General features: G+C 68.5%; 24 protein-coding genes. 10 read left to right on the top strand and 14 right to left on the bottom strand.

Going from position 1 to position 25,403, the window contains the following annotated elements; translation table 11 throughout:
• Positions 1–3: 3 nt before the first annotated feature.
• Positions 4–522 (bottom strand): endonuclease V, encoded by a 519-nt coding sequence (locus D7Y15_RS01715; protein ID WP_233604803.1) that lies wholly within the window; start codon positions 520–522, stop codon positions 4–6.
• A 104-nt stretch (positions 523–626) separates the two neighbouring features.
• Between D7Y15_RS01715 and D7Y15_RS01710 the strand changes: the two genes are divergently transcribed.
• Complete coding sequence (locus D7Y15_RS01710; RefSeq protein ID WP_121751516.1) at positions 627–2,582, top strand: DUF4185 domain-containing protein; 1,956 nt, start codon at positions 627–629, stop codon at positions 2,580–2,582.
• 57 nt (positions 2,583–2,639) lie between these two features.
• On the opposite strand, the gene D7Y15_RS01705 is transcribed toward D7Y15_RS01710, so the two are convergent.
• A complete protein-coding gene (locus tag D7Y15_RS01705; protein ID WP_121751515.1) occupies positions 2,640–2,930 on the bottom strand; it encodes a hypothetical protein in 291 nt (96 codons plus the stop codon).
• A gap of 73 nt (positions 2,931–3,003) precedes the next feature.
• Positions 3,004–4,269: an amidohydrolase family protein gene (locus D7Y15_RS01700; protein WP_148712675.1), complete on the bottom strand. Its 1,266-nt coding sequence runs from the start codon at positions 4,267–4,269 to the stop codon at positions 3,004–3,006.
• 92 nt (positions 4,270–4,361) lie between these two features.
• On the opposite strand from D7Y15_RS01700, the gene D7Y15_RS01695 reads away from it, so the two are divergent.
• Positions 4,362–4,934, top strand: a complete 573-nt coding sequence (locus D7Y15_RS01695) for a hypothetical protein (protein WP_121751513.1) — start codon at positions 4,362–4,364, stop codon at positions 4,932–4,934.
• Between the two features lie 37 nt (positions 4,935–4,971).
• Here D7Y15_RS01695 and D7Y15_RS01690 read toward each other — a convergent pair whose 3' ends face one another.
• Genes D7Y15_RS01690 through D7Y15_RS01680 form a run of 3 tightly spaced genes read right to left on the bottom strand, consistent with a single transcriptional unit; the run spans position 4,972 to position 6,846 of the window.
• Positions 4,972–5,526, bottom strand: coding sequence for a non-canonical purine NTP pyrophosphatase (locus D7Y15_RS01690; protein ID WP_121751512.1), 555 nt, complete (start codon positions 5,524–5,526; stop codon positions 4,972–4,974).
• 7 nt (positions 5,527–5,533) lie between these two features.
• Positions 5,534–6,391, bottom strand: a complete 858-nt coding sequence (locus D7Y15_RS01685; RefSeq protein WP_121751511.1) for an SIR2 family protein — start codon at positions 6,389–6,391, stop codon at positions 5,534–5,536.
• Between the two features lie 44 nt (positions 6,392–6,435).
• Positions 6,436–6,846, bottom strand: coding sequence for a CHAT domain-containing protein (locus D7Y15_RS01680; protein ID WP_158628988.1), 411 nt, complete (start codon positions 6,844–6,846; stop codon positions 6,436–6,438).
• Between the two features lie 168 nt (positions 6,847–7,014).
• Between D7Y15_RS01680 and D7Y15_RS01675 the strand changes: the two genes are divergently transcribed.
• Both D7Y15_RS01675 and D7Y15_RS01670 read left to right on the top strand, forming a co-directional pair.
• The gene (locus tag D7Y15_RS01675; RefSeq protein WP_120575355.1) at positions 7,015–8,586 is read left to right on the top strand and encodes a PKD domain-containing protein; all 1,572 of its coding nucleotides are present in this window, start codon (positions 7,015–7,017) and stop codon (positions 8,584–8,586) included.
• Between the two features lie 97 nt (positions 8,587–8,683).
• Positions 8,684–10,117 (top strand): glycoside hydrolase family 43 protein, encoded by a 1,434-nt coding sequence (locus D7Y15_RS01670; protein ID WP_121751509.1) that lies wholly within the window; start codon positions 8,684–8,686, stop codon positions 10,115–10,117.
• Between the two features lie 58 nt (positions 10,118–10,175).
• Here D7Y15_RS01670 and D7Y15_RS01665 read toward each other — a convergent pair whose 3' ends face one another.
• Positions 10,176–10,898, bottom strand: a complete 723-nt coding sequence (locus D7Y15_RS01665; protein ID WP_121751508.1) for a TetR/AcrR family transcriptional regulator — start codon at positions 10,896–10,898, stop codon at positions 10,176–10,178.
• Positions 10,899–11,022: 124 nt separating this feature from the next.
• On the opposite strand from D7Y15_RS01665, the gene D7Y15_RS01660 reads away from it, so the two are divergent.
• Positions 11,023–11,886, top strand: coding sequence for an SDR family oxidoreductase (locus D7Y15_RS01660; RefSeq protein WP_121751507.1), 864 nt, complete (start codon positions 11,023–11,025; stop codon positions 11,884–11,886).
• A 3-nt stretch (positions 11,887–11,889) separates the two neighbouring features.
• Here D7Y15_RS01660 and D7Y15_RS01655 read toward each other — a convergent pair whose 3' ends face one another.
• The gene (locus tag D7Y15_RS01655) at positions 11,890–13,020 is read right to left on the bottom strand and encodes a hypothetical protein (protein WP_126933963.1); all 1,131 of its coding nucleotides are present in this window, start codon (positions 13,018–13,020) and stop codon (positions 11,890–11,892) included.
• A gap of 153 nt (positions 13,021–13,173) precedes the next feature.
• Between D7Y15_RS01655 and D7Y15_RS01650 the strand changes: the two genes are divergently transcribed.
• Together D7Y15_RS01650 and D7Y15_RS01645 are read left to right on the top strand one after the other, a co-directional pair.
• Positions 13,174–13,986: a GNAT family N-acyltransferase gene (locus tag D7Y15_RS01650; protein WP_121751505.1), complete on the top strand. Its 813-nt coding sequence runs from the start codon at positions 13,174–13,176 to the stop codon at positions 13,984–13,986.
• A 79-nt stretch (positions 13,987–14,065) separates the two neighbouring features.
• On the top strand, positions 14,066–14,776 hold the full coding sequence (locus tag D7Y15_RS01645; protein ID WP_121751504.1) for an iron-containing redox enzyme family protein: 711 nt from the start codon (positions 14,066–14,068) through the stop codon (positions 14,774–14,776).
• Between the two features lie 81 nt (positions 14,777–14,857).
• Here the strand turns inward: D7Y15_RS01645 and D7Y15_RS01640 are convergent, their stop codons facing one another.
• Both D7Y15_RS01640 and D7Y15_RS01635 read right to left on the bottom strand, forming a co-directional pair.
• Positions 14,858–15,934, bottom strand: coding sequence for a LuxR C-terminal-related transcriptional regulator (locus D7Y15_RS01640; protein WP_233596721.1), 1,077 nt, complete (start codon positions 15,932–15,934; stop codon positions 14,858–14,860).
• Between the two features lie 724 nt (positions 15,935–16,658).
• The gene (locus D7Y15_RS01635) at positions 16,659–17,213 is read right to left on the bottom strand and encodes a hypothetical protein (RefSeq protein ID WP_121751503.1); all 555 of its coding nucleotides are present in this window, start codon (positions 17,211–17,213) and stop codon (positions 16,659–16,661) included.
• A gap of 388 nt (positions 17,214–17,601) precedes the next feature.
• Between D7Y15_RS01635 and D7Y15_RS01630 the strand changes: the two genes are divergently transcribed.
• Complete coding sequence (locus D7Y15_RS01630) at positions 17,602–17,916, top strand: hypothetical protein (protein ID WP_121751502.1); 315 nt, start codon at positions 17,602–17,604, stop codon at positions 17,914–17,916.
• Positions 17,917–17,971: 55 nt separating this feature from the next.
• On the opposite strand, the gene D7Y15_RS01625 is transcribed toward D7Y15_RS01630, so the two are convergent.
• On the bottom strand, positions 17,972–19,363 hold the full coding sequence (locus D7Y15_RS01625; protein WP_121751501.1) for an APC family permease: 1,392 nt from the start codon (positions 19,361–19,363) through the stop codon (positions 17,972–17,974).
• 65 nt (positions 19,364–19,428) lie between these two features.
• Here D7Y15_RS01625 and D7Y15_RS01620 point away from each other — a divergent pair, with 65 nt between their 5' ends.
• Entirely contained in the window at positions 19,429–20,418 is a 990-nt protein-coding gene (locus D7Y15_RS01620; protein WP_121751500.1) for a hypothetical protein, read from the top strand.
• Positions 20,419–20,438: 20 nt separating this feature from the next.
• On the opposite strand, the gene D7Y15_RS01615 is transcribed toward D7Y15_RS01620, so the two are convergent.
• Positions 20,439–20,843 (bottom strand): RidA family protein, encoded by a 405-nt coding sequence (locus D7Y15_RS01615; RefSeq protein ID WP_121751499.1) that lies wholly within the window; start codon positions 20,841–20,843, stop codon positions 20,439–20,441.
• A 104-nt stretch (positions 20,844–20,947) separates the two neighbouring features.
• On the opposite strand from D7Y15_RS01615, the gene D7Y15_RS01610 reads away from it, so the two are divergent.
• On the top strand, positions 20,948–21,853 hold the full coding sequence (locus D7Y15_RS01610; protein WP_121751498.1) for a LysR family transcriptional regulator: 906 nt from the start codon (positions 20,948–20,950) through the stop codon (positions 21,851–21,853).
• An 18-nt stretch (positions 21,854–21,871) separates the two neighbouring features.
• On the opposite strand, the gene D7Y15_RS01605 is transcribed toward D7Y15_RS01610, so the two are convergent.
• Positions 21,872–22,285, bottom strand: a complete 414-nt coding sequence (locus D7Y15_RS01605; RefSeq protein ID WP_147451995.1) for an immunoglobulin-like domain-containing protein — start codon at positions 22,283–22,285, stop codon at positions 21,872–21,874.
• Positions 22,286–22,475: 190 nt separating this feature from the next.
• Complete coding sequence (locus D7Y15_RS01600; RefSeq protein ID WP_121751497.1) at positions 22,476–25,361, bottom strand: YncE family protein; 2,886 nt, start codon at positions 25,359–25,361, stop codon at positions 22,476–22,478.
• Between the last annotated feature and the right edge of the window lie 42 nt (positions 25,362–25,403).

Below are 25,403 nucleotides of genomic sequence, written 5' to 3'. Positions count from 1 at the left end.
CGGTCAGGACTCACGGCACAGCCGGTCCACGAACTTCAGCATCGTCGGCAGGCGCGAACTCCCGTGCATCCGCCGGATGTGCTCCGCGGCGGTCGCGGTCTCCATTCCAATGGCCGTGACGAGCAGGGGCCGCAGGCTCCCTCCCCGCACGATGGGCAGCGCGGGCCCGGTGGTGACATAGGGCGTCTTGGCCACGCCGATGACGGGCACCGTGCGACAGAGCGCCTCGTACAGGCGCGCTCCCAGTCCGGGTACGTTCTCCCCCAGCCACACGTAGCCGTCCACGACGATGGCCTCCAGCGGCTCCTGCACGTCGGCGAGCACCCGCAGCAGGTGCGGCAGCTCGCGGCGGTAGAACTGACCGGGCTCGTAGGGGGCCGCGATGGGGCCCCGGTCCACCAGGTGCCCGGCCTCCTTCGCGTCCGTCCACCCGCGGAAGAGGACGCACGCGGCCACGGTGACGTCGGGGCGGTAGTCCACGTCCACGCAGGCGAGCATCCGGTTCTCCTTGGGCGACCCCAAGCTACAGCTGATCCACCGGACACTGGAGTCCTCAAATCAAGGTTGGGTATTTCTTGATTTGGAGCTTTTGCTGTTAGTGCAAATTCCTTGCCGGAGGGGTCCAGATGATGAGGCGTGCGGTGGTGTTTCAGGCGGTGTGTCTGTTGGGAGGCGCGGGGACGGCCGGGGCGGTGACGCCCACGAACGTGACGAAGGTGGCGCGGGTGACGGGCGCCACGCCAGCGGGTGAGACGTTGCCCAACCCGAACCAGACGCACACGAACTACGAGGTGTATGGCACGGACCTGGGCATCGTCTGGGACAAGGGCGGCGGTGAGGTGTTCGTCCTGTTCGGAGACACCTTCGGTGCGGGCTGGTGCGGCAACGGCGGGTGTGGCGGCGGCTGGCGCAGCAACGTGCTGGCGCGCTCGGCGGACACCACGCTGTCCAACGGCCTGTCATTCACCACGATGATCCAGGACCGCACCCGCCACGCGAAGGAGGTGCTGGCGTCCCGGAAGGTGGACAACGACGAGATGACCGTCATCCCCACCGCGGGCGTCAGCGTGGGGACGCGCCACTTCATCCACTACATGTCCGTGAAGCACTGGGGTGACCCGGGGCAGTGGACCACCAGTTACTCGGGCATCGCGTACTCGGATGACAACGGACAGAACTGGGTGAAGCACCCGTCGGCGCGCTGGGTGAACAACGCGTCCTTCACGAACCCATTCCAGATGGGCGCCTTCGTGAAGAACGGCGGCTTCGTCTACCTGTACGCCACGCCCAACGGACGCTTTGGCAACGTGCACCTGGCTCGCGTGCCGGAGGGCTCGCTGCTGGACATCAACGCGTATCGGTATTGGGACGGGAACGGCTGGTCCGCGTCCCAGGCGGCAGCGCGCCCGGTGGTCATCGGCATCGCGGGGGAGTTGTCCGTCGCCTACAACGCCGCGCTGGGCCGCTTCCTGATGACGTATCTCAACGAGCACCGGCAGGCCGTGGTGATGCGTGACGCTGGCACTCCCACCGGGCCGTGGAGCGGGGAGAAGCTGCTGGCCACCGGCGCCGCCTTCCCCGGTGTCTACAACGGCTTCATCCACCCGTGGGGCAACAGCGCCAGCGAGCTGTACTTCATCACCTCGCAGTGGACGCCCTACAACACGTTCCTGCTGCGCGCGACGCTCACGGCCGACGCGGAAGGCAACAACCTGCTGTCCGAGCCGGGCTTCGAGACGCAGGCCGCGACGCCGACGATGGCGCCCTGGTACCTGGCTGGCGCGGGTGGCATCGACCGGGCGATGGGCAACGCGCGCTCCGGCCAGGACAACGGCTACGTGCGCGCGTCCAGCGGCTGGAACGCGCTCAAGCAGAGCGTCGTGGTGCAGCCGTACACGGACTACACCCTCAAGGGCTGGCTGCGCTCCTCGTCCAACACCACCCGGGGCTACTTCGGTGCTCGCGCCGCGGGCAATGGCCCCATCCTGGGGGAGACGCAGTACGGCTCGCTGCCGTCGTGGGCGGAGCGCACCGTCACGTTCAACTCCGGCGCGAACACCGTCGTGGAGGTGTACAGCGGCGTGTGGGCGGACGCGGGCGACACCTGGGCTCAGCTGGACGACGTGAGCCTTACGCGGGGCGCGAACCTGGTGGCTCAGGGTGGCTTCGAACAGCAGTTGTCCACCACCGCGACCTCGCCCTGGTACGTGCAGGGCAATGGCGGCGTCGACCGGGGATTGGGCTTCGCGCGCACCGGCGCCAACAACGGCTTCGTGCGCAACAACACCGGCTGGAACGCCCTCAAGCAGGAGGTCGCGGTGACGCCCAACACCATCTACACGCTGACCGGTTGGGTGAAGACGTCCTCCAACCAGAATGACGGCTACTTCGGCGCGCGCATGCTCAACGGTGGCCCCGTCCTCAACGAGGTGCACCTGACGCAGCCGCTGGGCGGCTACACGCTCCAGTCCGTCACCTTCAACTCCGGCGCCAACCACAGCGTGGAGGTCTACGCCGGAACCTGGGCGAACACGGGCGATACCTGGCTGCAGGTGGACGACGTGGCCGTGGTCCGCGACTGAAGCCTCTGGATGCAGGGCACCTCCGTGCCCTGCATCAGCTGGCGCGCTTCCGGACGCTCAACCCTCGGCGGTCTGGGGCTGCTCGCCGTCCAGGCGCTCGTCGCGACACACCTGGGGGGCTTCTTCGGTGGACATCACCGAGGTCGTGGGCTCGGAGTTCACGCCGACCGTTTCGACGCAGCGGTAGTTCGCCGCACCGCAGTTCGTGTCCTCGCCGTTGACGCTGCAGGCGGTCTCGCAGAGCGGGAACCTCTGCGCGCAGACGATGCTGCACGGGGTCTCCGCGGCGAGGGCCGGCGCGGAGGTGAGCAGGAGGAGGGCAGCGGCGAACGGGGCGGGGATGCGCATGCGGAGCTCCGGGGGAGAGGGGGAGTGTGGATGCTCGCCCCGGACATGCCGCGTGGGGAATCGTGGCAATCCGCTACTCGGCGGAAGCGCGGACGAAGAGCGCCTTGCCCGTTCGAATCGTGCACTTCACGTCCGCGAACCGCCGGACATCCGTGGAGGGATCTCCGTTGAGCACCACGAGGTCGGCGTCGAAGCCCGGCTTGACGCGGCCCCTGCGCTCGGTGGCGCTCCAGCGCGCAGCGGGGGCGGAGGTCAACGATGCGAGGATCTGCATCGGGGTCAGCCCCGCGTGGGCCATGAGGACGTACTCCTGCGTCGGATCCAGGTCCGTCATGTAACCGACGTCGGTGCCGAACAGGACCTGGCCACCCGCGCTGGAGAACGCCGCGAGCTGCCGTTCGGCACCCCCCACGAGGCGGTCGCGCACGTCCGTGGGCACGTCCGCCTTGGCGAGCTCGTACCCCCAGAGCTGCAATGTCGGCACCAGGGAGACGTGGCGCGCGACCATCTGGCCGACGAGTTCCTCGCTCCACCCGGTCTTCGGTGAATCGATGGTCGTATGCACGACGACGTCGACGCCAGCCTGCACGGCCGCGCTCACGCCTTCGGGGTCGGTGGGATGCACCATGACCAGACCCCCTCGCTGGTGGGTTTCATCCGCCGCGGCGCGAGCGACGTCCTCCGCCATGCGCCGGATCTCCCCCCCTCCCTGGGGCGTGGCGACGAACAGCTTGGTCCCCTTCGCGCCGCCCTCGGCATTCGTGCGGACGACGGCGCGGGCCTCCTCCGCCGACGCGGGTTGCGGAAGCTGCGCCAGCAGCTCGGGCGGCAGGTCCCGCAGGTAGAAGGGAATGCCGTTCCGCGGATACATCGGGGACCCAACGGTGAGGATCGCCGGCCCCTGCAGCTCGCCTCGCTCGATGCGCTGGCGAAGGGCCTCGGTGTTCGTGGGGTCGGAGCCGGTGTCGACGACCGTCGTGAAGCCAAAGCGCGTGGTCATCCCGCTGAGCGGTGGCTGAAGCTCGTCGCGCGGACGGCTGACGGCTCCGGCGAACGCGGCATCCGTGAAGTGGACGTGGCTGTTCTGGAACCCCGCGGTGATCACCCCACCGCTGCATGCATCCTCGAGCCGCACTCCGGGAGGCGGAGCAACCGGCGCGGAACCCATGGCTTCGATTTTCCCGCCGCTCACGACCACCCAGGCGTTGTCCAACGGGGGCGCGTCCGGAGCCACATAGAGCCGCGTTCCCGTCAGGAGATAGCGATCCGTGGGAGCCGGACGCTGGCTGGACGCGCAGCCCGCGGTGGCCAGGGAGAGAATCAGAGTGACCCGTTTCATGTTGTTCACCTCGCTGATCCGAACCGTGCTCCCAAGCGCGGAGCCCGTCAAACGGTCGATGGATTGGACCGGCGCCTGATATGACTTCAGCCATGTCCTTGAAGCACGTCGCGCCCCTCGTCGCGCTCCTGCTGTCCGTGCCTGGCGACGCGCCCCGGGCGGCGGCTCCGGTGGCCTCCAGCTGCGCCCAGGCGCCCTTGTTCCAGCGCTACGCGCGCAACGGCATGGTGGAGTCCCTGCCTGGAAACAAGGTGCGCCTGACTGCGGTGGCGGACGTCCACAGCGCGGACTGCGGCACCCCCGACTGCTACTTCACGAAGGTGCGGGCGGTGTTCCACTTCGCGGAAGGCAAGGGCTGCCGCGTGCGCGAAGTGGAGGTCTCCACGGAGGATGGCGGCTGCATCCCGGAGGGCGACCGTGCTCCGCCGAAGCGGGAGGCCTTCTTCCCGAAGGGGCCCGCGGACGTGGCCGACCCGGCGTTGGCGCAACTCACCCTGCGCACGCGCAAGGCGGACCGCGCGCTCGTCCTCCTCCCGAAGAACCTCTTCTACTTCGAGGACGTGAAGGCGGGCGCTCCGCTCCACACGACGCTGCCCACCGGCGAGGAGGGAGAGGCCGCCTGCTGCTGGGGTGCCTCCATCGCGGAGTCGCACTTCCGCGACTGACGAAGGCAGGAAAAGATGGGCGCCACCTCGGGCCTGTCTACCCGAGCAGCCGTCCCAAGGCCTTCCGCAGCTTCCCATAGGCCTGGGCGCTCCCGCTGCATGCCAGCTTCTCATCCAGGGGCATCTCGCCCATCGTCCGTGTCTGCCCCGCGGGGATGAAGACGGGCTCCCAGTGCAGGCCCGTGCCCTTCTGCATGGGGGCGATGCTGCCCTCGATGCGTCCCTCGAAGACCTGGAGCTTCTGGCCGTCGCAATAGCAGACGCGCTGGATCACATGGGCGGCGCGCGAGGCCCCTGGGGGGATCAAGGTGCAGAGGTCTCCCTGGAGGGCATTCCAGAACGGCTTCACCAGGGGGCCCGGCAGCTGCTTGAAATGGTCGATGTAGAGCCCGCCGTGTTCCACGAAGAGGTGGACCGGTGTCCTCCTGTACGCCTCGAAGGCCTTCTCGCGGACGACGAAGTCCAGGTCGTGGGAAAGCACCTCCGGGACTTCCTGTTTCAGGAGCCGCGGAGGCGTCCTGCTGCGGTGGAAGAAGCGCTTCACGGCCTCGAACTTCTCCGCGTTCGACGTGCTGAAGTAGACGGGGGGCATCCTTCCCTCACGCATGCAATTGGTTGAGCAGCTCGGCGACGCTCGCGGACTTGTCGCTTGCATCCAGCTCGATGACGTCGATGTTCCATTCCTCGAGCAGCCGTGGCTGGACGCGGCCCGCGCCAAAGGTGACCCAATAGGACTTCAGCGGGGCGGAGGTCGGGCTCGCGCCGGTTCCTTTCCGGCTCTCCTTCCGGAGCCGATCCATCCGGTGCCAGATGTACCGGATGTTGGGGTCGCTGAAGCTGTAGCCCACGAAGAGGAACACGTTGCCCAGCAGGTCGCTGCGCAACCGTTGATCCGGCGCGGCCTCCAACCGGTGGCGGTCGAAGAACTGGCTTTCCGTCAGGACGATCGTCTCGGGGTGCGCGAGGTCGCCGTGGAACTTGATGACGCTGCAGGCGGTCGGGTCCACGGGCTTCATGAAGTCCTCGAGCCGGGTCAGCGTGAGGACCTTCCGCTTCTTGTTCCGGTCGCGCAGGGCTCTCTCGATATGGTGCTCGAAGTTCGTCGTGTAGAGGGTCCGGAAGTCACAGCCCGCGAGCGCCTGGTGCTGGATGGACGTGCGCCGTTGCTTGTCGACGTCGCGGTGGTGGAAGCGCTCCCGCATCTCTTGGATGAAGCCCATCAGCCGCTCCGGATGCTCGAGCTCGAAGTAGCCGGCGAGTTGCTGCGCGTTGCCGTGGACCTCGAAGAGCTCCGGAGGGTCGAACCCCAGGTTGCCTCCCATCCACCGCATGAGTCCGCTCCAGGTGGGCAGCCGGAGCGGCGCGGAGAAGCCCGCCCCGAGGAAGGGAATCAGCCGGTGCTCCTGATAGGCCTTCTGGAGCCGGGGCAGCGCCTTCGTGAGCGTCAGCACGGTCATGGCCCGCATCCAACTCCATCCCTGGACCCGGCACCATCACCGCCTCAACGCGCGTCTCCCACGAGCACCCACGCGGCCCACACGCTGGCGGGTTCCTGCCGCTCGCGGGCCAGGCGCCGCGCGACCGTGAGTGCCCGCGCCTTCCGCAAGGCGGGCGGCGTCTCCAAAGGCTCGCGATATGCGCGATAGAAGTCCACGAGGAACCGGGTCGTGGCCTCGTCCTCCGCGACCTTCCAGCGGGTGGCGAGGACCGCGCTGGCGCCCGCGATGAGGAAGGCCCGCGTGAAGTCCAGGCGCTCGTCGCTCAGCGCCGCTTCACCCCGGGCCGTGTCACATGCCGCCAGCGTGACGAGCGTGGCCCTCTGGAGGGGCAGGGTGGCGATCTCCGCGGGTCTCAGCCGGCCATCGTGGGCCTCGGAGGGTTCGAGCTCCAGGTCGGCGCGGGCGATGTGCACTCGCCCGCCTGGAACCCCCAGGGCGGCACGCTCTGGCATACCTGGCGGATCTTCCCCGGTAGCCTCTTAAGGATTCCTGGTTAATGCAGTTTGTCTGACTAGTATTGACATTCGTGTTTGTGTGCTCGCAATGTCCATGGCCTCGCGTCCATGACTGGGGAGCACACCATGCCGAAGTCGAAGCAACTCGCGTCCTGCCTTGCCCTCGCGCTGGCCACGGTCTCGCCAGTGGCCCTTGCCGACTCCGCGATCTACGGCGGCGGCCCGTTCTATTCCGGCGGCACCGCGGTGATGAACGACCTGCGCGGCTCGGGCTTCACCACCGTGATCCTCTGGAGCTTCCACATCGAGGACAACGGCGACCTCGTCTACAACGACATCCCGGTCGTCCGGAACGGCGCCTATATCGGCGACCCGGCCTGGCCCACGCGGCTGGCCACGCTCAAGACGGCGCCGACCTCGGTCAATCGCATCGAGGTGTCCATTGGCGCCTGGAGCGTCCCCGACTTCGAGCGCATGGCCCGGCTGGTCAACGGCACCGCCGCCGGCTGCGGCAGCACGCTCGTCTGCGGCACCGGCACCAACAGCATCCTGTACCGCAACTTCCAGGCGCTGAAGGCCGCCACCGGCGCCAACGCGGTCAACTTCGACGACGAGAGCGCCTACGACCTCGCTCCCACCACGCAGTTCGGGCAGATGCTCATTGGCCAGGGCTTCAAGATCACCTTCGCGCCCTACACCCAGCAGACCTTCTGGCGGAACCTCAAGGACAACCTCGGCGCCGCGGTCGACGGCATCTACCTGCAGGTCTACGACGGCGGCGCTGGCAACAACCCCGCGAGCTGGAACACCGCGATGGGCATGACCGTCGACCCGGGCCTGTGGTCTCGCCACGGCACCAACTGCGCCAGCGGCGACAGTCCGGCCTCGGTGCAGAGCCGGATGAGCACCTGGAAGAGCAGCGCCGGCATCAACGGCGGCTTCATGTGGCTGTATGACGACATCCAGAAGTGCGTGGCGCAGGGCACGAGCGCGCAGTACGCGGCGGCCATCAACTCGGCGGTCAGCGGCAACACCCCTCCCGTGGCCAACTTCGGCGTCACCGTGAGCGGACTCACCGCGACCTTCAGTGACGCCTCCAGCGACAGCGACGGCACCATCACCTCACGCAACTGGAGCTTTGGCGACGGCAGCGGCTCGACCGCGACGAATCCCAGCCGTGTCTATGCCAGCGCTGGCAATTACAACGTCAGCCTGACCGTGACGGACAACGGCGGCGCCAGCAATACCAAGACCCAGGCCGTCTCGGTCGGCTCGGGCTACGCCAACCTGGCGCTCAACAAACCGGCGACCGGCTCCACCGCCTGTAACAGCAGCGAAACGCCCGCCAAGGCGGTCAACGGGAGCGTCTCCGGTGGCACCACCGACAAGTTCTGCTCGTTGGTGTCGGGCGCCTGGATGCAGGTGGATCTCGGCTCGGCGCAGACGGTCAGCAGCTTCACGGTCCAGCATGCCGGCGCGGGCGGCGAAGCGAGCACCTGGAACACCCGGGCCTTCACCCTCCAGACCTCCACCAACGGCACCAGCTGGAGCACTCCGGTGACGGTGACCAACAACACCGCCAACACCTCCACCCACGCCATCAGCGCCACGTCCGCGCGCTACGTCCGGCTCAACATCACCACCCCCAGCCAGAACGGCGATCCGGCGACGCGCATCTACGAACTCGAGGTTCGCTGACCGACCCTTCCCATGCCCGGGACGGGACGGAATCTCGACAACTTGTAAAAGCTGATAAATAGGACTTCCGAGTCTTCGCAAACTCGGAGGTCCATCGATGAAGAACCCCTCGTTGTTTTCCGCCCTCGTCCTCGCCGCGCTCGCGGCGGGTTGTGGTGAAGAGCGTTCCGACGCCCCCCTCGTGGACGAGGCCCCGGTGGGCACGTCCAGCGGGGCGCTCGCGTGCACCACGCGCATCACCTACGGGGACCGGTGGATCCACCCCGGGCACCCGGAGCAGCACGACACCGCGAGCGGTCTGGTGACCTGGGACGGCAGCTGCGTCAACGAGGGCAGCAACTCCTACGCCGTGTTGTCGAACGGCTGGAAGCCGTACTTCACCGGGCCCAACGCCTGTGTGCTGGCGCTCGACACGGACTGTTCCGGCGCCACGACCTGCGCGACGCGCGTCACCTACGGTCCGGCGTGGTTGCACCCCGCGGGACACCCGGCCCAGTACGACGACGTGGGCGGCCGCGTGACGTGGGACCGGGGCTGCACCAATGCCTCTCCCAACTCGTACACGATGCTGTCGAACGACTGGTCGCCGTACTTCAGCGGTACCAACGCGTGCGGCATCTCGCTGCGCTACACGGGCTGTGGAGGGCTCTACCAGAACCCCGTGGTGCCCGTGGACTGCGCGGACCCGGGCGTCATCCATGACGGCACGCAGTACGTCGCGGCCTGCACGTCCGGGGGCGCGGCCAATGCGTTCCCGCTGCGTACGTCCAAGGACCTGGTCACCTGGACGGCCGCGGGCAACATCTTCCCCTCCGCGCGCCGGCCGACGTGGGCCACGGGAGACTACTGGGCGCCGGAGCTCCACAAGGTGGGCACGCGGTACATCGCGTACTTCACCGCGCGCCACCAGGACGGGAAGCTGTCCATCGGCGCCGCGACGGCCACCAGCGCGCTGGGGCCCTTCACGGACCTGGGCCATCCCCTGGTGCATGACGCGGGCATGGGGATGATTGACGCCACGTTCTTCTACGACACCGCGGGCGTGCCGTACCTGGTGTGGAAGGCGGATGGGAACGCGGTGGGGCAGCCCACGCCCATCTATGGCCAGACGCTGTCGGCGGATGGGCTGTCGCTCACCGGCACGCGCCGCACGCTGATGAGCAACACGCTTGGCTGGGAGGGCGGCGTCGTCGAGGCGCCGTGGGTCGTCGCGCGGGGCGGTTACTACTACCTCTTCTACAGCGGCAACTCGTACGCCAACAGCACCTACGCCGTGGGCGTGGCCCGGGCCACGAGTCCGCTGGGGCCCTACACGAAGCTGGGCAATCCCATTCTCAAGACGGGCGGCGGTTGGGTGGGGCCCGGCCACAACTCGGTGGTCACCGGACCCGGTGGGGACACGGTCATGGTCTACCACGCGTGGAACAGCGCCCACACGGCCCGGGTGATGCTCGTGGATGCCATCACGTGGCCCAACGGCTGGCCCGCGGTTCCGGAAGCTCCGTCCTCCGGTTCGCGGCCCATGCCGTAGCGAATCCTTCCAGGTGGGGGACCGGCGGCTTCCGGCCCCTACCTGACGGCGCGACCTATCACCCAGCGTCAGTGATGCGCGCCAGCAGTTCGCTCAACAGCGCGCTTTCGCCTGGGGTCAGGACGGTGAGCCGGTCCAGGGAGGCTCGCAGCGTGGTGGCCGCTGAACGGACCTCCGTATTCGCCGGAGGCGCCGTCTCGCTGGAGATGGCGGCCATGACCGTCTCTCGCGCGGCCTCGGACAGTCCGAGGTCGCGTTGCCCTTCGGGCTGGCGCAGGAGCGTGAGCACGGCGCCGTTGCACATGGACGACACGAGGCCGAGCGCCCGCTCTTCACTGACCCGCAGGCGGCCCGCGAGCGCGATGTTCCGGATGCGGCGCCGCAGGACCTCATTCCCCGTGCCGACCACGGAGGATTGCGGTGCTGGCTCCAGGTCGCTGCACATGAGCGCGAACAGCCCTGGATGGCTGAGTCCAAACGCGACGTGCATGTCCCAGCCCATCCGCAGGTCCTGAAGCGGATCCGGGTGCGGCTTGCGCGCGGCCTTCTTCGCCACGTAGCTCGTCAGCTCGTGCTCGACGACGGCCGATAGGAGCCCGTGCTTGTCGCCGAAGAGCCGGTAGAGCGTGGGTGCCTGCACGCCTGCCGCGGCGGCGACGGCACGCGTGGTCGCTGCGTCGGGTCCTCCAGAGGCGATGAGGTCCGCGGCGGCCGCCAGGATGCGCGCACGCGTATCGGGGCCCTCGGCGTCTTCGGCGGTGACCTTCTCCCGGTCCTTCATGCGCCTGACTTAACACGCGGCTTCCGGAACGTCGGTAACGAACGCTTGATAACGGCGATAGCGGCCGCTACGTTATCGTCGGTATCTCGATTTTGTTTCCGTCGATAAGGAAGAGGGACGCTCGATGATCGTCGTGACCGGAGCAACGGGGCAGCTTGGCCGCCTCATCGTGGAGAAGCTCATCGCCCGCGTCCCGGTGGACCGGGTCGCCGTCAGCGTTCGGGACGTCCAGAAGGCCCAGGACCTGGAGGCACGCGGCGTCCGGGTGCGGAGCGGGGACTTCGCGGAGCCGAAGAGCCTCGCGCATGCCTTCGAGGGCGCGACCCAGGTGCTGATGGTCTCGTCGAACGCGGCCGCGCATGGGGGCGATCCCCTGGCCCAGCATCGCTCCGCCATCGACGCCGCGCGGTCCGCCGGCGCGCGGCGCATCGTCTACACGAGCCACATGGGCGCGAGCCGTACGTCGGCGTTTCCACCGATGCTCGACCACGCGGCGACGGAGCAGATGCTTGCGGAGTCCGGTGTGGCGTGGACCTCGCTTCGCAATGGCTTCTACGCCTCGAGCGCGGCGTTCCTGCTGGAGCGGGCCCTGTCATCGGGCGTGTTCGAGGCCCCAGCGGACGGGAAGGTCTCCTGGACCACGCACGGAGACCTCGCGGAGGCGGCGGCGGTCATCCTCACGAACGAGGGGCGGTTTGACGGGCCGACGCCGCCGCTCACGGCGTCGCAGGCGCTCGACTTCGGGGAGCTGTGTGACATCGCGTCCGGCATCCTCGGACGTTCCATCCGTCGAAGCACCGTGTCGGAGGACGAGATGCGCGCGAAGCTCGTGGCGAGCGGCATGCCCGCGCCCGTGGTCGGCATCTCGCTCGGCCTCTACCGCGCGAGCCGCGACGGCGAGTTCGCGGCGGTCGACCCCACGCTGCGGCAGCTGCTCGGGCGTGAGCCGGTGAGCATGCGCGAGCTGCTCGCCGGCAAGCTGCGCTGAGGCTCAGGGCGCGGGGATGAACCGGAGCTCTCCGGGACGCAGCGGCCCCAGGTACTTCAGCCACTTCTCGTACTCGCTGTCGTACGACGCCCGGCGCACGTAGACGTCTCCGAAGTTCCCCGAGGTGGGCGTGGCGCGCAGCCACAGGTCCAGCGCGCCCGTGTCGTCCATCCGCGCCACGCCGACGTCTCCCGGCGACGGCGTTCCCGGCAACGGGGGCAGCGGCTCCACGCCGTCGTCAGGCTTCGTCTGGAGGCTCTGGATGCGGTCTCGAATCGCGTCCAGCACCCAGGGGTCCATGCCCGGCAGGGCGCGCAGGCGGGGCTCCTGGGCCTCCAGCCGCGCGCTCAGCGTGGGGAGCACCTGGGTGCGGAGGGTCTCCACGGCCCGGGCATCCCAGCCCAGGTAGCGGGTGCTGCTCTGGAGCGCCAGCTGCAACCCGCCCAGGTCCTCCAGGGTCGGCAGGTCCTGTCTCCGGGCCAGCCACGTTTCATAGAACGTGCGGAGGAACCACTCCTGGTCATACCGGATGACCGGCACCGTCCTGCCCCATTCCCAGTCCGGCGCGAGCCCCGTCTGCCCCAGGTGCCAGGTGTTGAAGCCGCCCCGCGAGTCGGCGAACTTCGCGAGCTCCGTCCAGCGGGCCTCGGCGTCGGGGCGGGACTCGATGAACTCGCGGCACCGGCGCATGTCCTCGGCCGAAGCGCGCGGATCCGCGGCCACCAGGTCGCACGCCTTGTCCGACGCGCCTCCTTCGACCGCCGCGCGCAGCGCGAGCCGCGCCTCCAGCTCCTGCCGTGCGCGGTGACGCGACGTCGACCACTCGCCCCCCATGATGGCCAGGGCGGCGGTGACGGCGCACGCGACCAGCGCCACCATGGGCAGGCCCATCCCCAGCGGGAGCGAGTCGAACGGGCGGTCCGACAGGAAGCGCCGCCAGCCGACCCAGAGGGTGAGGAGCAGGGGGAGCACCGCGAGCACGAAGGCCAGCCCGTTCAACGCCTGATGCAGCGGCGTGGCGGAGTGCCGGTACGACTCGCTGCTGAAGGCGAGGGTGAAGAAGGTGCCGACCAGCAGCGCCACGCCCAGCCCCAGCTCCACCAGCAGACACACTCCCGCTGCGACCGCGCTCATCCTCGATGCCCCCATCCGTCGCGGTCAGGGCCCCATGCTCCCGGCCGCATGTTTCAGCGTAGTCGAATCCGCGCTCGAACTCGGGTCACCCGCGACGAAATAACGTGTGAGGGCGGTGAGACACCGGCCCGTTTCCCTACCGGGAGAGGACCCATGAGCTGCATTCACTGGCGCTGGCGTGTTGCCACCACACAGCGGGATCTCGATGACGTGGCTCGCATCCGCTGGGCCGTCTTTGGCGGAGAGATGGGATTGCTGCACGCGCAGTGGTCGGTGTCGCGGCGGGAGATGACCTGCATCGACACGCTCGACACCACGGTGCACCTGCTCGTCCATGCCGGCTCGGAGGCCGTGGCGACCATGCGGGTGGCGCTGCCCAACGCGGAGGTGGCGGCGAACCTGGGCGGGACGGTGGGGCTGGAGATGGCGCAGCGGGTGGACCTCTCCAGGGTCATCCAGCCGGGCATGTCGTTCGCGGAGCCCTCGCGCTTCTGCGTGCTGCCGAAGTGGCGCCGCACGGAGGCCGTCACGTGGCTGCAGACGGCCATGTACACGGAGAGCCGGCGGCGCGGGGTGACGCACTGGATTGCGTCCGCGAACCTGGAGACGGACTCGCCCGAGGACGCGCTGCTGTCGTGGCAGGTGGCGGCCAGCCGCGGATGGCTCAGCCCTCGCTGGCGGGTGGACGTGCCCGACCCGTGGCAGGCGCCGGTGCATCCCCGCAACCGCTTCTATACGCCCGAGGAGCGGGCCAGGGCGGAGCAGGGGCAGCTGGACGGACTGCGGCTGCCCCGGTCGCCCTCGCTCTTCGCCAGCACGATGGGGGCTCGCTTCATCTCGGAGCCGCTCTACGACGCGTACTTCCAGTGGTTCACGCTGCCGCTCGTCATGGCGCTGGATGAAATCCCCGCGGACAGCCTGGCGCGCTTCCACGCGCTGGAGTTCGGTGTGAGCCCCGCCGCCTAGGCCGGGGCCGTTCCTTCCTTCCCTTCACCTTCCACACGCAACAACCGGGAGCCCGAAAGGCCCCGGACAGGAGACGTACGTGCAAACCCAGACGGAGCAGCAGACGGCAACGAATTGGCTGGCGGCGCTGGACGAAGAGGCGCGGGGGCTGGTGGCGGCGGTGGATGCGCACCCGGACGCCCGCGGCCTCCTCGACGGCACCCTCGACGTGGAGGGCTACATCCACTACCTCGTCCAGACGTATCACTACGCCCGCTGGAGCACCCCCATCCTCGCCGAGGCGGGCCACCGGCTGAACCGGCTGGGCCGGCACCCGGAGCTGGCGAAGCTGTTGATCCAGAAGGGGGAGGAGGAGCGGGGACACGACATCTGGTTGCTGACGGACCTGAAGAACCTGGGCGTCCCGGAGGCGCAGGTGGAGGCGGCGGCGCACAACCCCGCGGTGGATGCCTACACGGGGTGGAACTTCTTCACGTCGCTCTCGGGCGTGCCGACGGCGGTGCTGGGGACCGCGTACGCGCTGGAGTACCTGTCGCAGACGCGGGCGGGCGTGTGGGCGGAGCGGCTGCAGGCGGTGTCCACCATCCCCAACATCCGCAAGTCCGTCACGTTCCTGCGCAGCCACGGCGCGCTGGACGGGGGCCACGTGGCGGAGATGCAGAAGATCCTGACGCCGCTGACGGACCCGGAGGACCAGGAGGCCATCCTCTTCTCCGCCCGGGTCGCCCGGAGCGTCTACCCGCGCATCTTCCGCGAGGCCGCCACCGCCGGCCACCCCCACACGAGGTAGAGACAAACACACGCAAGCTGGGAGAGCCTCCCGTTCGAGCCCTGGCCCTACGGGAGGCGTCTACCCTTGCGTTCGAATTTCTCAGACAGGCTTGTTGAGGCGCGCGGCCTGGTAGATGAGGTCCGCGCGGCTGTCGATGCCCAGCCTGTCGAAGATGTTCCGCACGTGGGTCTTCACGGTCAGATGGGTTCGGCCAATCTCACTGGCGATCTGCTCGTTGGTCCAGTTGCGGAGCAGGAACGTCGCGATGGTGACCTGCTGGGGCGTGAGCTTGCTCTTCATCTCCGCGGGGAGCGGGATGGAGTGGGGCGTCTCGTTCAGCAGGAGGGCCCATCGCCGGGGGCCGTCAGCGGTGGGCAGCTCAACGAACCGGCACGTGCGGTTGCCATCGTCATGGTTGAGGACCCATTGGCTCTTGCCGAGCCGCGCGTCCGCGTCCATGCGAATCAAGGCGTCCAACCGCTCCTTGAGGACGAGCGGGAGCCCGGAGGAGTGGAGGTCCGAGCGGGCGAACCACCGATCCAGGAGGGCGACGGCGGAGTCGGAGCGGAGCGCCTCCTCGAAGGAAGACTCCACGATCAGGAAGGCGGAGTCGGTGCGGCGGTAGAGCTCATCGAGGAGGCTGGCACCGGTCATGAGGGTCTGGAAGTCACCGCAGTTGCGCACGGCGTTCACGAGGTGCGGGGCGAAGTTGGAGAGGACGGCGGAGTTGTGGGTGGTGAAGGCGCGTTGCCGGTTCCGGTAGAGCGCGAGGGCGGCGACCAGACCGGGGCGGACGGGGAGGAGCATGGCCATGATGTGTTCCAGGCATGGATCCAGCTCCCGGCTGCGTTGGTAGATGAGCGTTCGCTCATACTCTCCGCGGGTGAGGAGTTGCGTGTCGCGGACGGGCACGTTGGGCCGGGCGAAGATGGGGGCCCGGAGGAAGTCATGGTCAATCAGGCTGGCATACTCATCGAGGATGCGGAGCGGGTGGCCCGGAACGAACCACCGGAAGTCCGCGTTGGGCGCGACGTGCATGAGGCACAGCGCCATGGCGTCGGCCTGGACGAGCTCGAGGAAGGGGGCGCGTACGGCATCGAGGGCCTGGGGGAGGAGCAGCGTGCTGTTGAGGGCCAAGAGGGCCCGGTCCTTGATCCCGTCGGCAGTGCGATTCATGGGACTGAACATCCACCCTCCTGGGGCAACCCTGCGGGTTTGTACGTCGCGACCGCTCATCCATAGCGATGTGCTGAAAACCTGTCCCTCACCCTCAAGAGGTATTGCCCGGCCCCTTCGGTTCGGGCAGGCGCCGCCCCACCGTGGCCTCCGGGAGCCTCCTCCGCGAAGAGCAGGGGGCCGTTGGGCACACCGGACAGGATGGTCCCCCGCGTCGCTTCGCACGCTGCTGGCGCCGAAGCAGGCGGTGTTGCCCAGACCGGTGAAGTGGTCGGGCGCGTCCACCCACGGCGGGGCCCAGTGGGAGACATCCGGGCTCCTGGCCCGTGTTGGCTGACTGTGGATTGGACACGCTCACCGTGCCCAGGGTCGTGCCATCCGACCTCCAGACGTCGATGCGGCCGTGGGTGTTCGCGAAGAAGAACCGGGCGTTCCCCATGGACGTGAACGTCGAGGGAGAACCCGACAGCGTTCCGGGAGTCAGGTCGCGGACGCGGGCCGGTATTTCTTTCGCTTGGGCCTGCTGGAACGACGGGACGGCACACAGCAACGGCAGCAGGGCTATGTCAGCTCGGCGCATGTCTTCTCTGGGGCGAGGACCCAGCGAATCTTGCCACGGCCGGCTGGATCATCTCCAGAGCTGTCATTGCGCTCCAGGATGTCGCGATTGACCCCGCACCGCCCGAGGCCTCATGAAGCGGCCCCGGGCGGCGTGACGCTCACGTCACTGCATGATGGTGACGATCTGCGCCTGGCAGGTGTTCACGTCGATGATGGAGTTGATGGTGTCGACGGCGCAGATGGCGCCGCCATAGGTGCCGTAATAGACCGTCGCGGTGCAGGTCCCGGCGTTGTCGGCGATGTCCACGCGCCAGACACAGGTCTTCGAGGTGGACGGGGCCGACGGGTTGACCGTCCAGTAGTACTGCTGGGAGAACGACGGGGCCGGCGCGGGGGCGTTGATCTGGAACCCGCCCAGGGTGGCGGTGGGCACGGGATAGGGCGAGAACACGCCGTTGAACGTGCCGTTCACGGTCTGGAGGCCCAGGGAGATGGTGGCGCCGCTCTGGTTGGAGACGAAGAAGTTCTCCAGGGCCGGGCCAATGGAGGCGCCGCCCTTCACCTGGGCAATTTCAACCGCGCCCTCGCGAACGCTGACGTACTCGTCGCGCTGGGACAGGTAGTCGGGGAACCCGAGGTCGGCCGGAGCGGCAAAGGCAACCGACGGCGCGAGGGACAACAGGGAGGCGGCCAGGAAACGCTTCACGTTCCTCGTCATGGACTACTCCTGAATTGATTGTGTGGGGTTGGCCGAAGCCGAGGACTTCCTACCACTGGTCTTGATTTAACTGCAAATCAGAACGAGCAAATCAGGCTATTCCTGTGGGCGCGGACGATTGCGTCCGGACGGTGTTGCACATTGCGTTGGAGGCCCGGCTAGGGGTTTTCCACGGGTCTGCCCCTACACGCCACCTGGGTTCGGCGTGCCCCCGCTCGCCGGGTAGGCAGGCGAGCGGGGGGGGAAGACGCAATGGGCACAATCAGCCGCAGGCTTCCGTCAGCTCCCCGATGTCGTTGAGCGGCTGAGAGCAAAACGAATACGTGTTGTATTTGTAGTCAAACAACATCATACACTGGTGGGGCAGTTCTTCTCAGACGGAGCACGCATGCGCACGCTGCAGAAGTCCCTCCTGGCGGTCCTGGCTGTTGTTTCCCTTTCGCCCGCGGCGGCCCTGGCCGCGAAGCCCCAGTGCGAAGACATCTGTTATGAAAGGCCCTGCAGCATGGTCTGTGATGTCTGGGGACGCACGACCACGTGCGCCGAGAACGCGATGTTCTGGGGCTGCGTGGATGGCATTGGCGGCTCCAGCGACTCCTCCGCCCCGGCGACTCCGGAAGCGGTCCAGCAGGCCAATGCCTCCTCGCTGGTGTGCAGCGAGCAGAACCCGGCCGCTGAGCAGTCCGCCGCCGTCGAGAGCTGAGTCGCGAGCGTGAACCGGGGCGCCTGGCGATCGCGATGGATCGCCGGGCCTCCCATCAAGGCGCGCCCAGGGCCGGCGGAGTCTCTGGCCGCCGGGTGCGCCGGCGCCAGAACAAGAACACGGGCACGCCCGCGCCAAACAGCAACGTGCCCTTGAGCGCGTTGAGCGGGTTGGAGGCCGTGGAGCCCAGCAGGACGTACAGCGCCGCCGCGATGAAGAGGAGCGGGGTGATGGGATATCCGGGCACCCGGTACGCGGCGCGAGGCACCAGCCCCTGCCGTTCGCGTGCGCGGTAGACGAACAGCGTCGCGGCCGTGGCGCCGAAGATGAGCCAGTCGGCGAAGACGACGTAATCGAGCAGCTCGCCGTACGTGCCCGTGCCCGTGAGGAGGATGGCCCAGGCCGCCTGGAAGAGGATGGCGTTGGAGGGCGTGCGGTAGCGCGGGTGCAGCCGGGCCATCCACGGGAAGAACAGTCCATCCGCCGCCATGGCCTGGTAGACGCGCGGAGATACCAGGATGACGAGGTTGAGGAACCCGAAGGTGGAGAGCGCCACGCCCAGGGTGATGAACGTGCGGCCCGCGGGCCCGATGAGCTGGCCGAGCGCGTCCGCCGCCGGAGCGCTGCTCGCCGCGAGCCCCACCGCGCCGAGCGTGCGCAGGTAGGTGAGGTTCGCGAGCAGGTACACCGTCACCACGCCGATGACGCCGAGCAGCAGGGCGCGCGGCAGGTTGCGCTCGGGGTCGACCATCTCCTCGGCCACGAAGTTCGTCTGCTGCCAGCCGCCGTAGCTGAACAGCACCGGGACGAGCGCCGCCCCCAGCGCGAGCACGAGGGAGTCGGGCGCCACCGGAGCGGCCACGACCTCCACCGCGGCAGGATGGGCGCTTTCGAGCAGGAGCCCTGCGCCCACGAGCACCGCGAGCGCCAGCAGCTTGAGCACGGTGAAGACGTTCTGCGTGAGCGTCCCGGACCGCACGCCGAAGTAGTTCACCCCGGAGAGCAGGAGGATGGCGCCGACGGCGAGGGGGAAGCGGAAGCCGGGCCCCAGGCCGGTGAGCGCGAGCGTGTAGTTGGCGAAGGTGACGGCCACCGCGGCGATGGCCCCGGTGGCGATCATCAGCATCAATCCCCACGCATTGAGGAACGCGGGCAGGGGACCAAAGGCATCCCGCAGGTAGACATAGCTGCCGCCCGCCCTGGGGATGCGCTGACCCAGCTCCCCGTAGATGAAGGCGCCAATGAGCGCCACGACTCCGCCGAGCAGCCACACGGCCAGGGTGAGCGCGGGTGTGTAAACGCGCTGCGCGACGATGGCCGGGTTGAGGAAGATGCCCGACCCGATGATGCCGCCAATGACGAGCATCACCCCCGAGAACAATCCGACGCGCCGGGCGTAGCCGTCGCGGTGGGCTCCAGCTTCATCCTGTGGGGGAGAGGGGCTCATGGGCCCCCAGCATATCGGCTAGCATGGCTGCTCCCGAACATGTCCATGTTGGAAGGAGGGGCCCCTTGGCGGCTTCGGATGGCATTGACCCGGCGCTGGATGCCCTGGCGGTAGAAGGCCCCCTGTCAGGCGTGGAGAGTGCCCTGCGCGCGCTCCCCGCGGCCCAGCAGGCCCGTCGCTTCAAGCACCGCCTGATGTCCGGGGCGCGGTCCCTGGCGCCGCTGGGGGGCGTCGTCCTGTGCATCGGGATTGCTGGCACTGTCGAAGGCCCGCTGTCCGTCGTGGCGGGAGTCCTGGGGCTCGGGCTGGCGGCCGCATTGGGGATTCGCGGGATGTTCTCCACCCGCTTTCGCGTGCCCGGGCATGCTGGCGACTATCCGGGCCGCCGGCCGGAGCTGGTGGTCCGGGTGCTTCAGCGCCTCAAGGCGGACCTCGCGCCGGATACGCCTGTGCGCCTGCGGCTTCGTCCCGACCCCCGTCCCCAGGGGCCTGGTTCGAGCCTGTATGTCCTCAAGCGCATCAAGACGGCTCCGCCGGATGTGTTGGACCCGTGGCTCACGTTGGAAACGCGGCTGGCGGATGGCTCGCACCTGCGGCTGAGCGCGGTGGAGCGACGCCGGGTCCGGGTCAGCGACCGTGGACCCAACGGGCCCCGGCGGCGCACGCGGATCAAGGAAAACGATGCGCTGTTCCTGGAGGCCCGGCTGCGAGTGAAGGAGAAGCGGCACCCGCGGCTCGCGGCGCTGTCACTCGACCGGGCCCGGGCGGCCGTGCGCCTTCCTCCCGGCGCGAAGCTCCAGCGGCTGCGCATCACCGGAGAGCACCTGCGGCTCCGGATCCAGCTGGAGGAGACCTGGCGTCCCTTTGTCCCGAAGGACACGGGGGAGGAGAAGTCCTCCACCCCGGATGCATCCCGCGCGGTGACGATGATGCTGCTGAGCCTCTACCAGATGCTCCACCTCGCCCGCACGCCCGTGGCCCCCAAGGTCGTCAAGCCGCCGCGCGAGAAGCCGCCACACCCGAGATCCAGGTCGCGGCGCCGCCGGTCCGGGTGACCCCTGAAGCGGGAAGCGGCTCAGCCCACGATGGCCGTGGCTTCGATCTCCACAAGGACGCCCGGCTCGTAAAGCACCGAGACCCCGATCAGCGAGGCCGGCGCTGGCGAGATCCGCAGCTCCCTGGCGGCCTGCTCGATGCCGGCGAGGAAGTCAGGCATCGCTTCGCGCTTCCAGTCGACCACGTAGAACGTCAGCCGGACGACGTCGTCGAACGTCGCCCCGGCGGCCGCGAGGGCGATGGCGACGTTGCGGTAGGCTTGCGCCACCTGTCCGGCCAGGTCGCCGCGAGCGACCAACTGGCCCTCCGCGTCGTACGCGACCTGTCCCGCGATGTGCACCTGCCGGGTGCCGGTGGCGATGGCCACCTGCCGGTACACGTCGGGCTTCATGATTCCGTCGGGGTTGAGCAGGGTCACGGGCATGGGTGATCTCCAGGGAGAGGTGAGTGCCGGACTCGTATACCGGGCCCATTGACGAACAGCGTTCCCCTCTGCCGCGACGCGGTTGCTACAATCGAGCGCCCTCGATGAAACGCGCCCACCTGGATGAGATCTTCGCCTTCATGTCCGTCGTGGACGCGGGCAGCTTCGTGGGCGGCGGAGAGGCGCTCGGCCTGACGCGCTCGGCGGCGGGCAAGGCCTTGGCCCGGTTGGAGTCCCGCCTGGGGGTGCGCCTGCTCAATCGCACCACACGCCAGCTGAGCCTCACCGACGAGGGCCGTGTCTTTCATGAGCACTGCCTGCAGGTCCTCGCGGCCCTGGACGACGCGGAAGCGAGTGTCGGGCAGCGCACGGGGACTTCCCGAGGGTTGCTGCGGCTCACGCTGCCCGCCGCGTTCGGCAGACTGCATGTCCTTCCCTTGCTGCGGGACTATCTGCGGACCTGGCCCGAGGTGCAGGCGGAGGTGAGCTTCTCCGACCGCGTCTCGGACATCATCGAGGAGGGCTACGACCTGGCAGTGCGCATCAATGCCTCCAGCACCGATACGCGCCTGGTTTCGCGGACCGTGGCCCGATCCCCGGTGTTCGTCTGCGCGGCGCCCGCCTACCTGGAGGCGCGCGGCGAACCTGGCACGCCGGAGGATCTGGCGGAGCATGAGTGTCTGGTCTTCAGCAGCCGGACGCGACGGCAGCATTGGCACCTGCGCCAGAAGGACGGCGCCACGGTGAAGGTGGAAGGACGAAGCCGCCTGCGGCTCGACAGTGGCGAGGCGATCCGGGACGCAGCCGTCGCGGGGCTGGGCATCGCCTATCTTCCCGGCTTCCTGGTCAACGAAGACCTGGCGAGCGGACGGCTCAAGGCGCTGCTTCCGTCCTGTGAAACAGAGCACGTCCCGATCATGGCGCTCTACCCGAGCAGACGTCACCTGCCGGCGAAGGTGCGGCGCTTCATCGACCTGATGGTCGAGCAATTGAACACGCAGGCGCGCTGAGCCGACCCGCCCGCATCATTACGGCTCGATGCGGAAGGGATTGCTGAACACCTGCTCCTGGACGGTTCGTCCGTCGGAGTCGGTTCGGAGGGTGTCCACGTTGTGCGCGATGCGGTACTCGCCGGCAGGCAACTCCGCGGGGAGCCTCAGCGTGCCATGGGCCCGGGCACCGGCCTTCAGCGTGTGCAGCATGAGCTGACATGCCTCGGTCTCGTTCAGGTGCGGAGTGGCGCCCCACCCGCTGTCCTCCCTGCGCTCGAGCCGCACGGTGCAGAGGTTGTAGCCCACCTCGCGAGTGCCCTCGTTGCGCAGCTCGAGCTGGACGGTGTCGCCGGGCCGATACGCAGTGGCGTCCGTGGCGAGAGAGACCTGGACCTCCCCACAAGCCATCAGCAGCGTGGTGAGGACCATCAACGGAACTGTGAGTCGCATCTGCATCCTCCTGGGATTGAGTCCCGGCGCTGATGCAGCCGCCAGGCCATGGGCATCCCATCGTTTTCCCTAAACTGCACTCGCAGCCGTGCCGACAGGCATCTCAGTTATTTGAGAGCGGACACGAAAAAGCCCCACCTCCCCGGGTGGCACCGGAGAGGCGGGGCAGGGGGCCATCCACCTCAGTCCATCACTGACCGTCGAGTCTGCCGTCCAGGTTCCGGTCGAGCGCGATGCGCGTGCCGGAGCCTGGAGGCACCGCGGTGAAGGTCACCTCCTGGCCCAGCGTGTTCGCCAGCGCGCGCAGGGCCGTGGTGGTGAGGTTGGCGGTGCCGTCGTCCGGCTTCCACGTTCCGGCCCCGCGGTCGAAGAGGAAGCCCTTCACGCGCGTGCCGATGGCGGCCTTCGCCACCAGGTCGGCCTCATACGTGGAGCCGCCGAGGATCTTCGACACGAACGGCGCCTTCGCCCGGGCGATGAGCAGGTCGATGCGCGCTCCCACCGCGGAGGCGTTCGTCGACGTGAGCGTCACCTGCTGTCCAACGATGGGCGCCAGGTCGGAGTCCACCGCCATCATGTAGGCCTCCACCTCGCGGCGGTCGGTGTCGCTGCGGAAGCCCACCAGCGGCCCGCCGATGCTGGTGTTGGAGAAGACGATGGCGCTGAAGAAGCGGAACAGCGTGTCCACCGCGCCGTCGTGCGTGTAGCCGAAGCCGCGGATCTGGTCGCCCGTGGGGCCGGTCTCCGAGTGCTGGAAGAAGCTGCTGTCCGGGAAGCCGAACATGCCGACCTTCGTGTACATGTTGCGCACGTGGGGAATCTTCATGATCTGGCTGATTCCCTCGAAGCTGGCCTGACCGTCGGTGCCGAAGTGGCCCTGTGCGGCGTCGATGGTGTGACAGCCATTGCAGTTGAAGCCGGTGTTGGTGCCAATCGCCAGGCCGTCCACGCGGCGGCTGCCGAAGTAGAAGTCGCGGCCGGATGCCTGGGTGGACGTGAGCGAGTTGTCCAGCTTGCGGATGGGGTTGGGCGGCAGCTGCACCTGGAGCTGGTAGTTCGTGAACTGGTTCATCTCCGCCTCGGTGGGCTGATCCACGCGGCCGAGCAACCCCGGGAAGGCGACGACGAAGTTCTTGAACGACAGGGCTTCGTCATACGAACCCGAGCCGAAGAAGCCCGTCGACCGGTCCCCGCGCCAGTGCATGGCGCCCGAGGTGGACATGCCGCGCAGGGTCTGCGTCGTCATGGGCCCCTTCATCGGGTGGAAGGAGTTCTGGTTGCCGGTGCCGTTGACGTCCGAGCTCGGGTGGCCGGTGAGCAGTCGGAACGCGCCAATCTCCAGGCTGCTCGCGAGCCGCTTGTCGATGGCGTTGGTCGTCACCGCGTCATCCGGGTTGCCCAGGTCCCAGGCGAGCTCGTCCTTGTCGCCAAAGATGTGGCAGCTGGCGCAGGAGGCCTCTCCGTTGGCCGAGGAGAAGTTCGCGTCGTAGAGGAACGGGCGGCCTTGCACGACGGAGGCGGGCTCGGGGTTGAAGAGGGCCGCCGAGGCCACCTGGCTCTTCGTGGCCAGGTCGATGACCTTCACCGCGTTGTCGAAGCGGGTCATCACGTAGAGGCGGTTGCGCGTCTCGTCCAGCACCAGGCCGCTGGGGCCGCCGCCGCTCACGGGGATGTAGTTGGCGCTCGCCGTCCGGGGGTTGAAGGTGTCCGCCTCCAGCGCCGCGGTGTCGAACACGCCGACCTTGCTGGAGCTGAACGCGGCCACGTACAGCTTCGCGCCGTCGCTGGAGATGGCCATCTCCGTGGGCGTGGAGAGGCTGTGGTTCTTCGCCGTGGAGTCAAAGCCGGGGGCGCCGGCCAGCTTCGAATAGTCGATGTGCTTGTTCAGGTGGCGCGGAGACACCGTCGTCCCCTTGATGACGGTGATGCGCATCTTCGCGATGTTGCCCTGCACCGTGCTGCCGCCGAAGGTGCCGGGGCCCTCGAAGCGGGTGTGGTTGTTGGCGTCGCTGTTGGTCGCGTACAGCGCGCCCGTCCGCGGGTTGGTGGCCAGGTTGAAGACGGTGGTGCCCACGCCCGTGTAGAACGCCTTCTGCTGCAGGCCGTCCGCGTCGATGGCGAAGACGTCCTTGTCCGGCAGGTTGAAGCGCACGCCGTTGTTCCAGTTGCGGCCGAGCGTGTCCTCCCAGCGGCTGAGGGCGCTGTTCCATTTGACGATGAGGCCCGTCTCCGGCGCCTTCGCACCCTGGGCGTTCGTGGAGGGGCCGGGCAGGCCGCCCAGGAAGAGGTTGTTGCCCCACGGGAACGAGTCCGGCTGGACCAGGCACACGCCCGCGCTGCCAAAGCCGTTGCACACGCTGTCCATGTTGATGGTCGTCGTCCGGTTGCCGGACTGCGCGATGGCCGCATAGACCGTCTTCTTGTCCGGGCTGACGGCGAGGCCTCGCGGCGTGTCGCCGAAGAGCGTCAGGATGCGGACGGGCGTGCCTCCCAGCGTCGCCCCCAGGGACGCGGGGTTGAAGACCCAGATGTCCGCGCGGCCCACGCCCGGCGTGGTGAGCTGCGGGTCCCCCGCGCCGGGCACGGAGGCGATGGATGGATCCGTGCGCTGCTGGCCCCGGTGCGCGGTGGTGATGAACGCATTGCCGTTGGCGCCGGCGAACACGATGTCGCGCGGCTCGTCACCCACGAGCAGCGTGCGCACCACGTGCGGCGTGCCGCTCACGCTCACCACGCTGATGCTGTCGGACAGGTGGTTGACCACCCAGACCTCGGTGTTGTTGCGCACGGCGACGGACACGGGCTCCAGGCCCACCGGCACTTCCGCCGCGAGCGACAGGCCCGCGCTGGTGACGTTGAAGACCTCCAGGCGGTTGTCCGGCGTGTTGACGGCGAACAGCTTCGTCCCGTCCGGAGAGAGGGCCAACGGACGCACGTGAGCGCTCTCGAACTCGATGAACGAGGGCGCCTGGGCTGCGGCGGGGGATGCGGCGAACAGCGATGCGGCGGCGCACAGCAGACCGGCTCGGGTGCGCCACCGGTTCTTGCTCGGGCCCACTTGCGGGGTACGGACCATGGGGATCTCCTGGGTGAGCGTGTAAGAGCTGCGCACTCGGGA

It is taken from the genome of Corallococcus sp. AB030 (assembly GCF_003668965.1).
Classification (GTDB): domain Bacteria; phylum Myxococcota; class Myxococcia; order Myxococcales; family Myxococcaceae; genus Corallococcus; species Corallococcus exiguus.
The sequence above is the reverse complement of the archived record's forward strand: the minus strand, read 5'-3'. Positions and strand labels throughout refer to the sequence as shown.

Coding starts and splice junctions, on each gene's coding strand:
- D7Y15_RS01630 (WP_121751502.1), top strand. CDS start 17,602: ATGCGCACGCTGCAGAAGTCCCTCCTGGCGGTCCTGGCTGTTGTTTCC.
- D7Y15_RS01655 (WP_126933963.1), bottom strand. CDS start 13,020: ATGAGCGCGGTCGCAGCGGGAGTGTGTCTGCTGGTGGAGCTGGGGCTG.
- D7Y15_RS01705 (WP_121751515.1), bottom strand. CDS start 2,930: ATGCGCATCCCCGCCCCGTTCGCCGCTGCCCTCCTCCTGCTCACCTCC.
- D7Y15_RS01640 (WP_233596721.1), bottom strand. CDS start 15,934: ATGAATCGCACTGCCGACGGGATCAAGGACCGGGCCCTCTTGGCCCTC.
- D7Y15_RS01665 (WP_121751508.1), bottom strand. CDS start 10,898: ATGAAGGACCGGGAGAAGGTCACCGCCGAAGACGCCGAGGGCCCCGAT.
- D7Y15_RS01700 (WP_148712675.1), bottom strand. CDS start 4,269: ATGAAACGGGTCACTCTGATTCTCTCCCTGGCCACCGCGGGCTGCGCG.
- D7Y15_RS01650 (WP_121751505.1), top strand. CDS start 13,174: ATGAGCTGCATTCACTGGCGCTGGCGTGTTGCCACCACACAGCGGGAT.
- D7Y15_RS01605 (WP_147451995.1), bottom strand. CDS start 22,285: ATGCGACTCACAGTTCCGTTGATGGTCCTCACCACGCTGCTGATGGCT.
- D7Y15_RS01690 (WP_121751512.1), bottom strand. CDS start 5,526: ATGCCCCCCGTCTACTTCAGCACGTCGAACGCGGAGAAGTTCGAGGCC.
- D7Y15_RS01670 (WP_121751509.1), top strand. CDS start 8,684: ATGAAGAACCCCTCGTTGTTTTCCGCCCTCGTCCTCGCCGCGCTCGCG.
- D7Y15_RS01660 (WP_121751507.1), top strand. CDS start 11,023: ATGATCGTCGTGACCGGAGCAACGGGGCAGCTTGGCCGCCTCATCGTG.
- D7Y15_RS01615 (WP_121751499.1), bottom strand. CDS start 20,843: ATGCCCGTGACCCTGCTCAACCCCGACGGAATCATGAAGCCCGACGTG.
- D7Y15_RS01675 (WP_120575355.1), top strand. CDS start 7,015: ATGCCGAAGTCGAAGCAACTCGCGTCCTGCCTTGCCCTCGCGCTGGCC.
- D7Y15_RS01710 (WP_121751516.1), top strand. CDS start 627: ATGATGAGGCGTGCGGTGGTGTTTCAGGCGGTGTGTCTGTTGGGAGGC.
- D7Y15_RS01610 (WP_121751498.1), top strand. CDS start 20,948: ATGAAACGCGCCCACCTGGATGAGATCTTCGCCTTCATGTCCGTCGTG.
- D7Y15_RS01635 (WP_121751503.1), bottom strand. CDS start 17,213: ATGACGAGGAACGTGAAGCGTTTCCTGGCCGCCTCCCTGTTGTCCCTC.
- D7Y15_RS01695 (WP_121751513.1), top strand. CDS start 4,362: ATGTCCTTGAAGCACGTCGCGCCCCTCGTCGCGCTCCTGCTGTCCGTG.
- D7Y15_RS01625 (WP_121751501.1), bottom strand. CDS start 19,363: ATGAGCCCCTCTCCCCCACAGGATGAAGCTGGAGCCCACCGCGACGGC.
- D7Y15_RS01685 (WP_121751511.1), bottom strand. CDS start 6,391: ATGACCGTGCTGACGCTCACGAAGGCGCTGCCCCGGCTCCAGAAGGCC.
- D7Y15_RS01600 (WP_121751497.1), bottom strand. CDS start 25,361: ATGGTCCGTACCCCGCAAGTGGGCCCGAGCAAGAACCGGTGGCGCACC.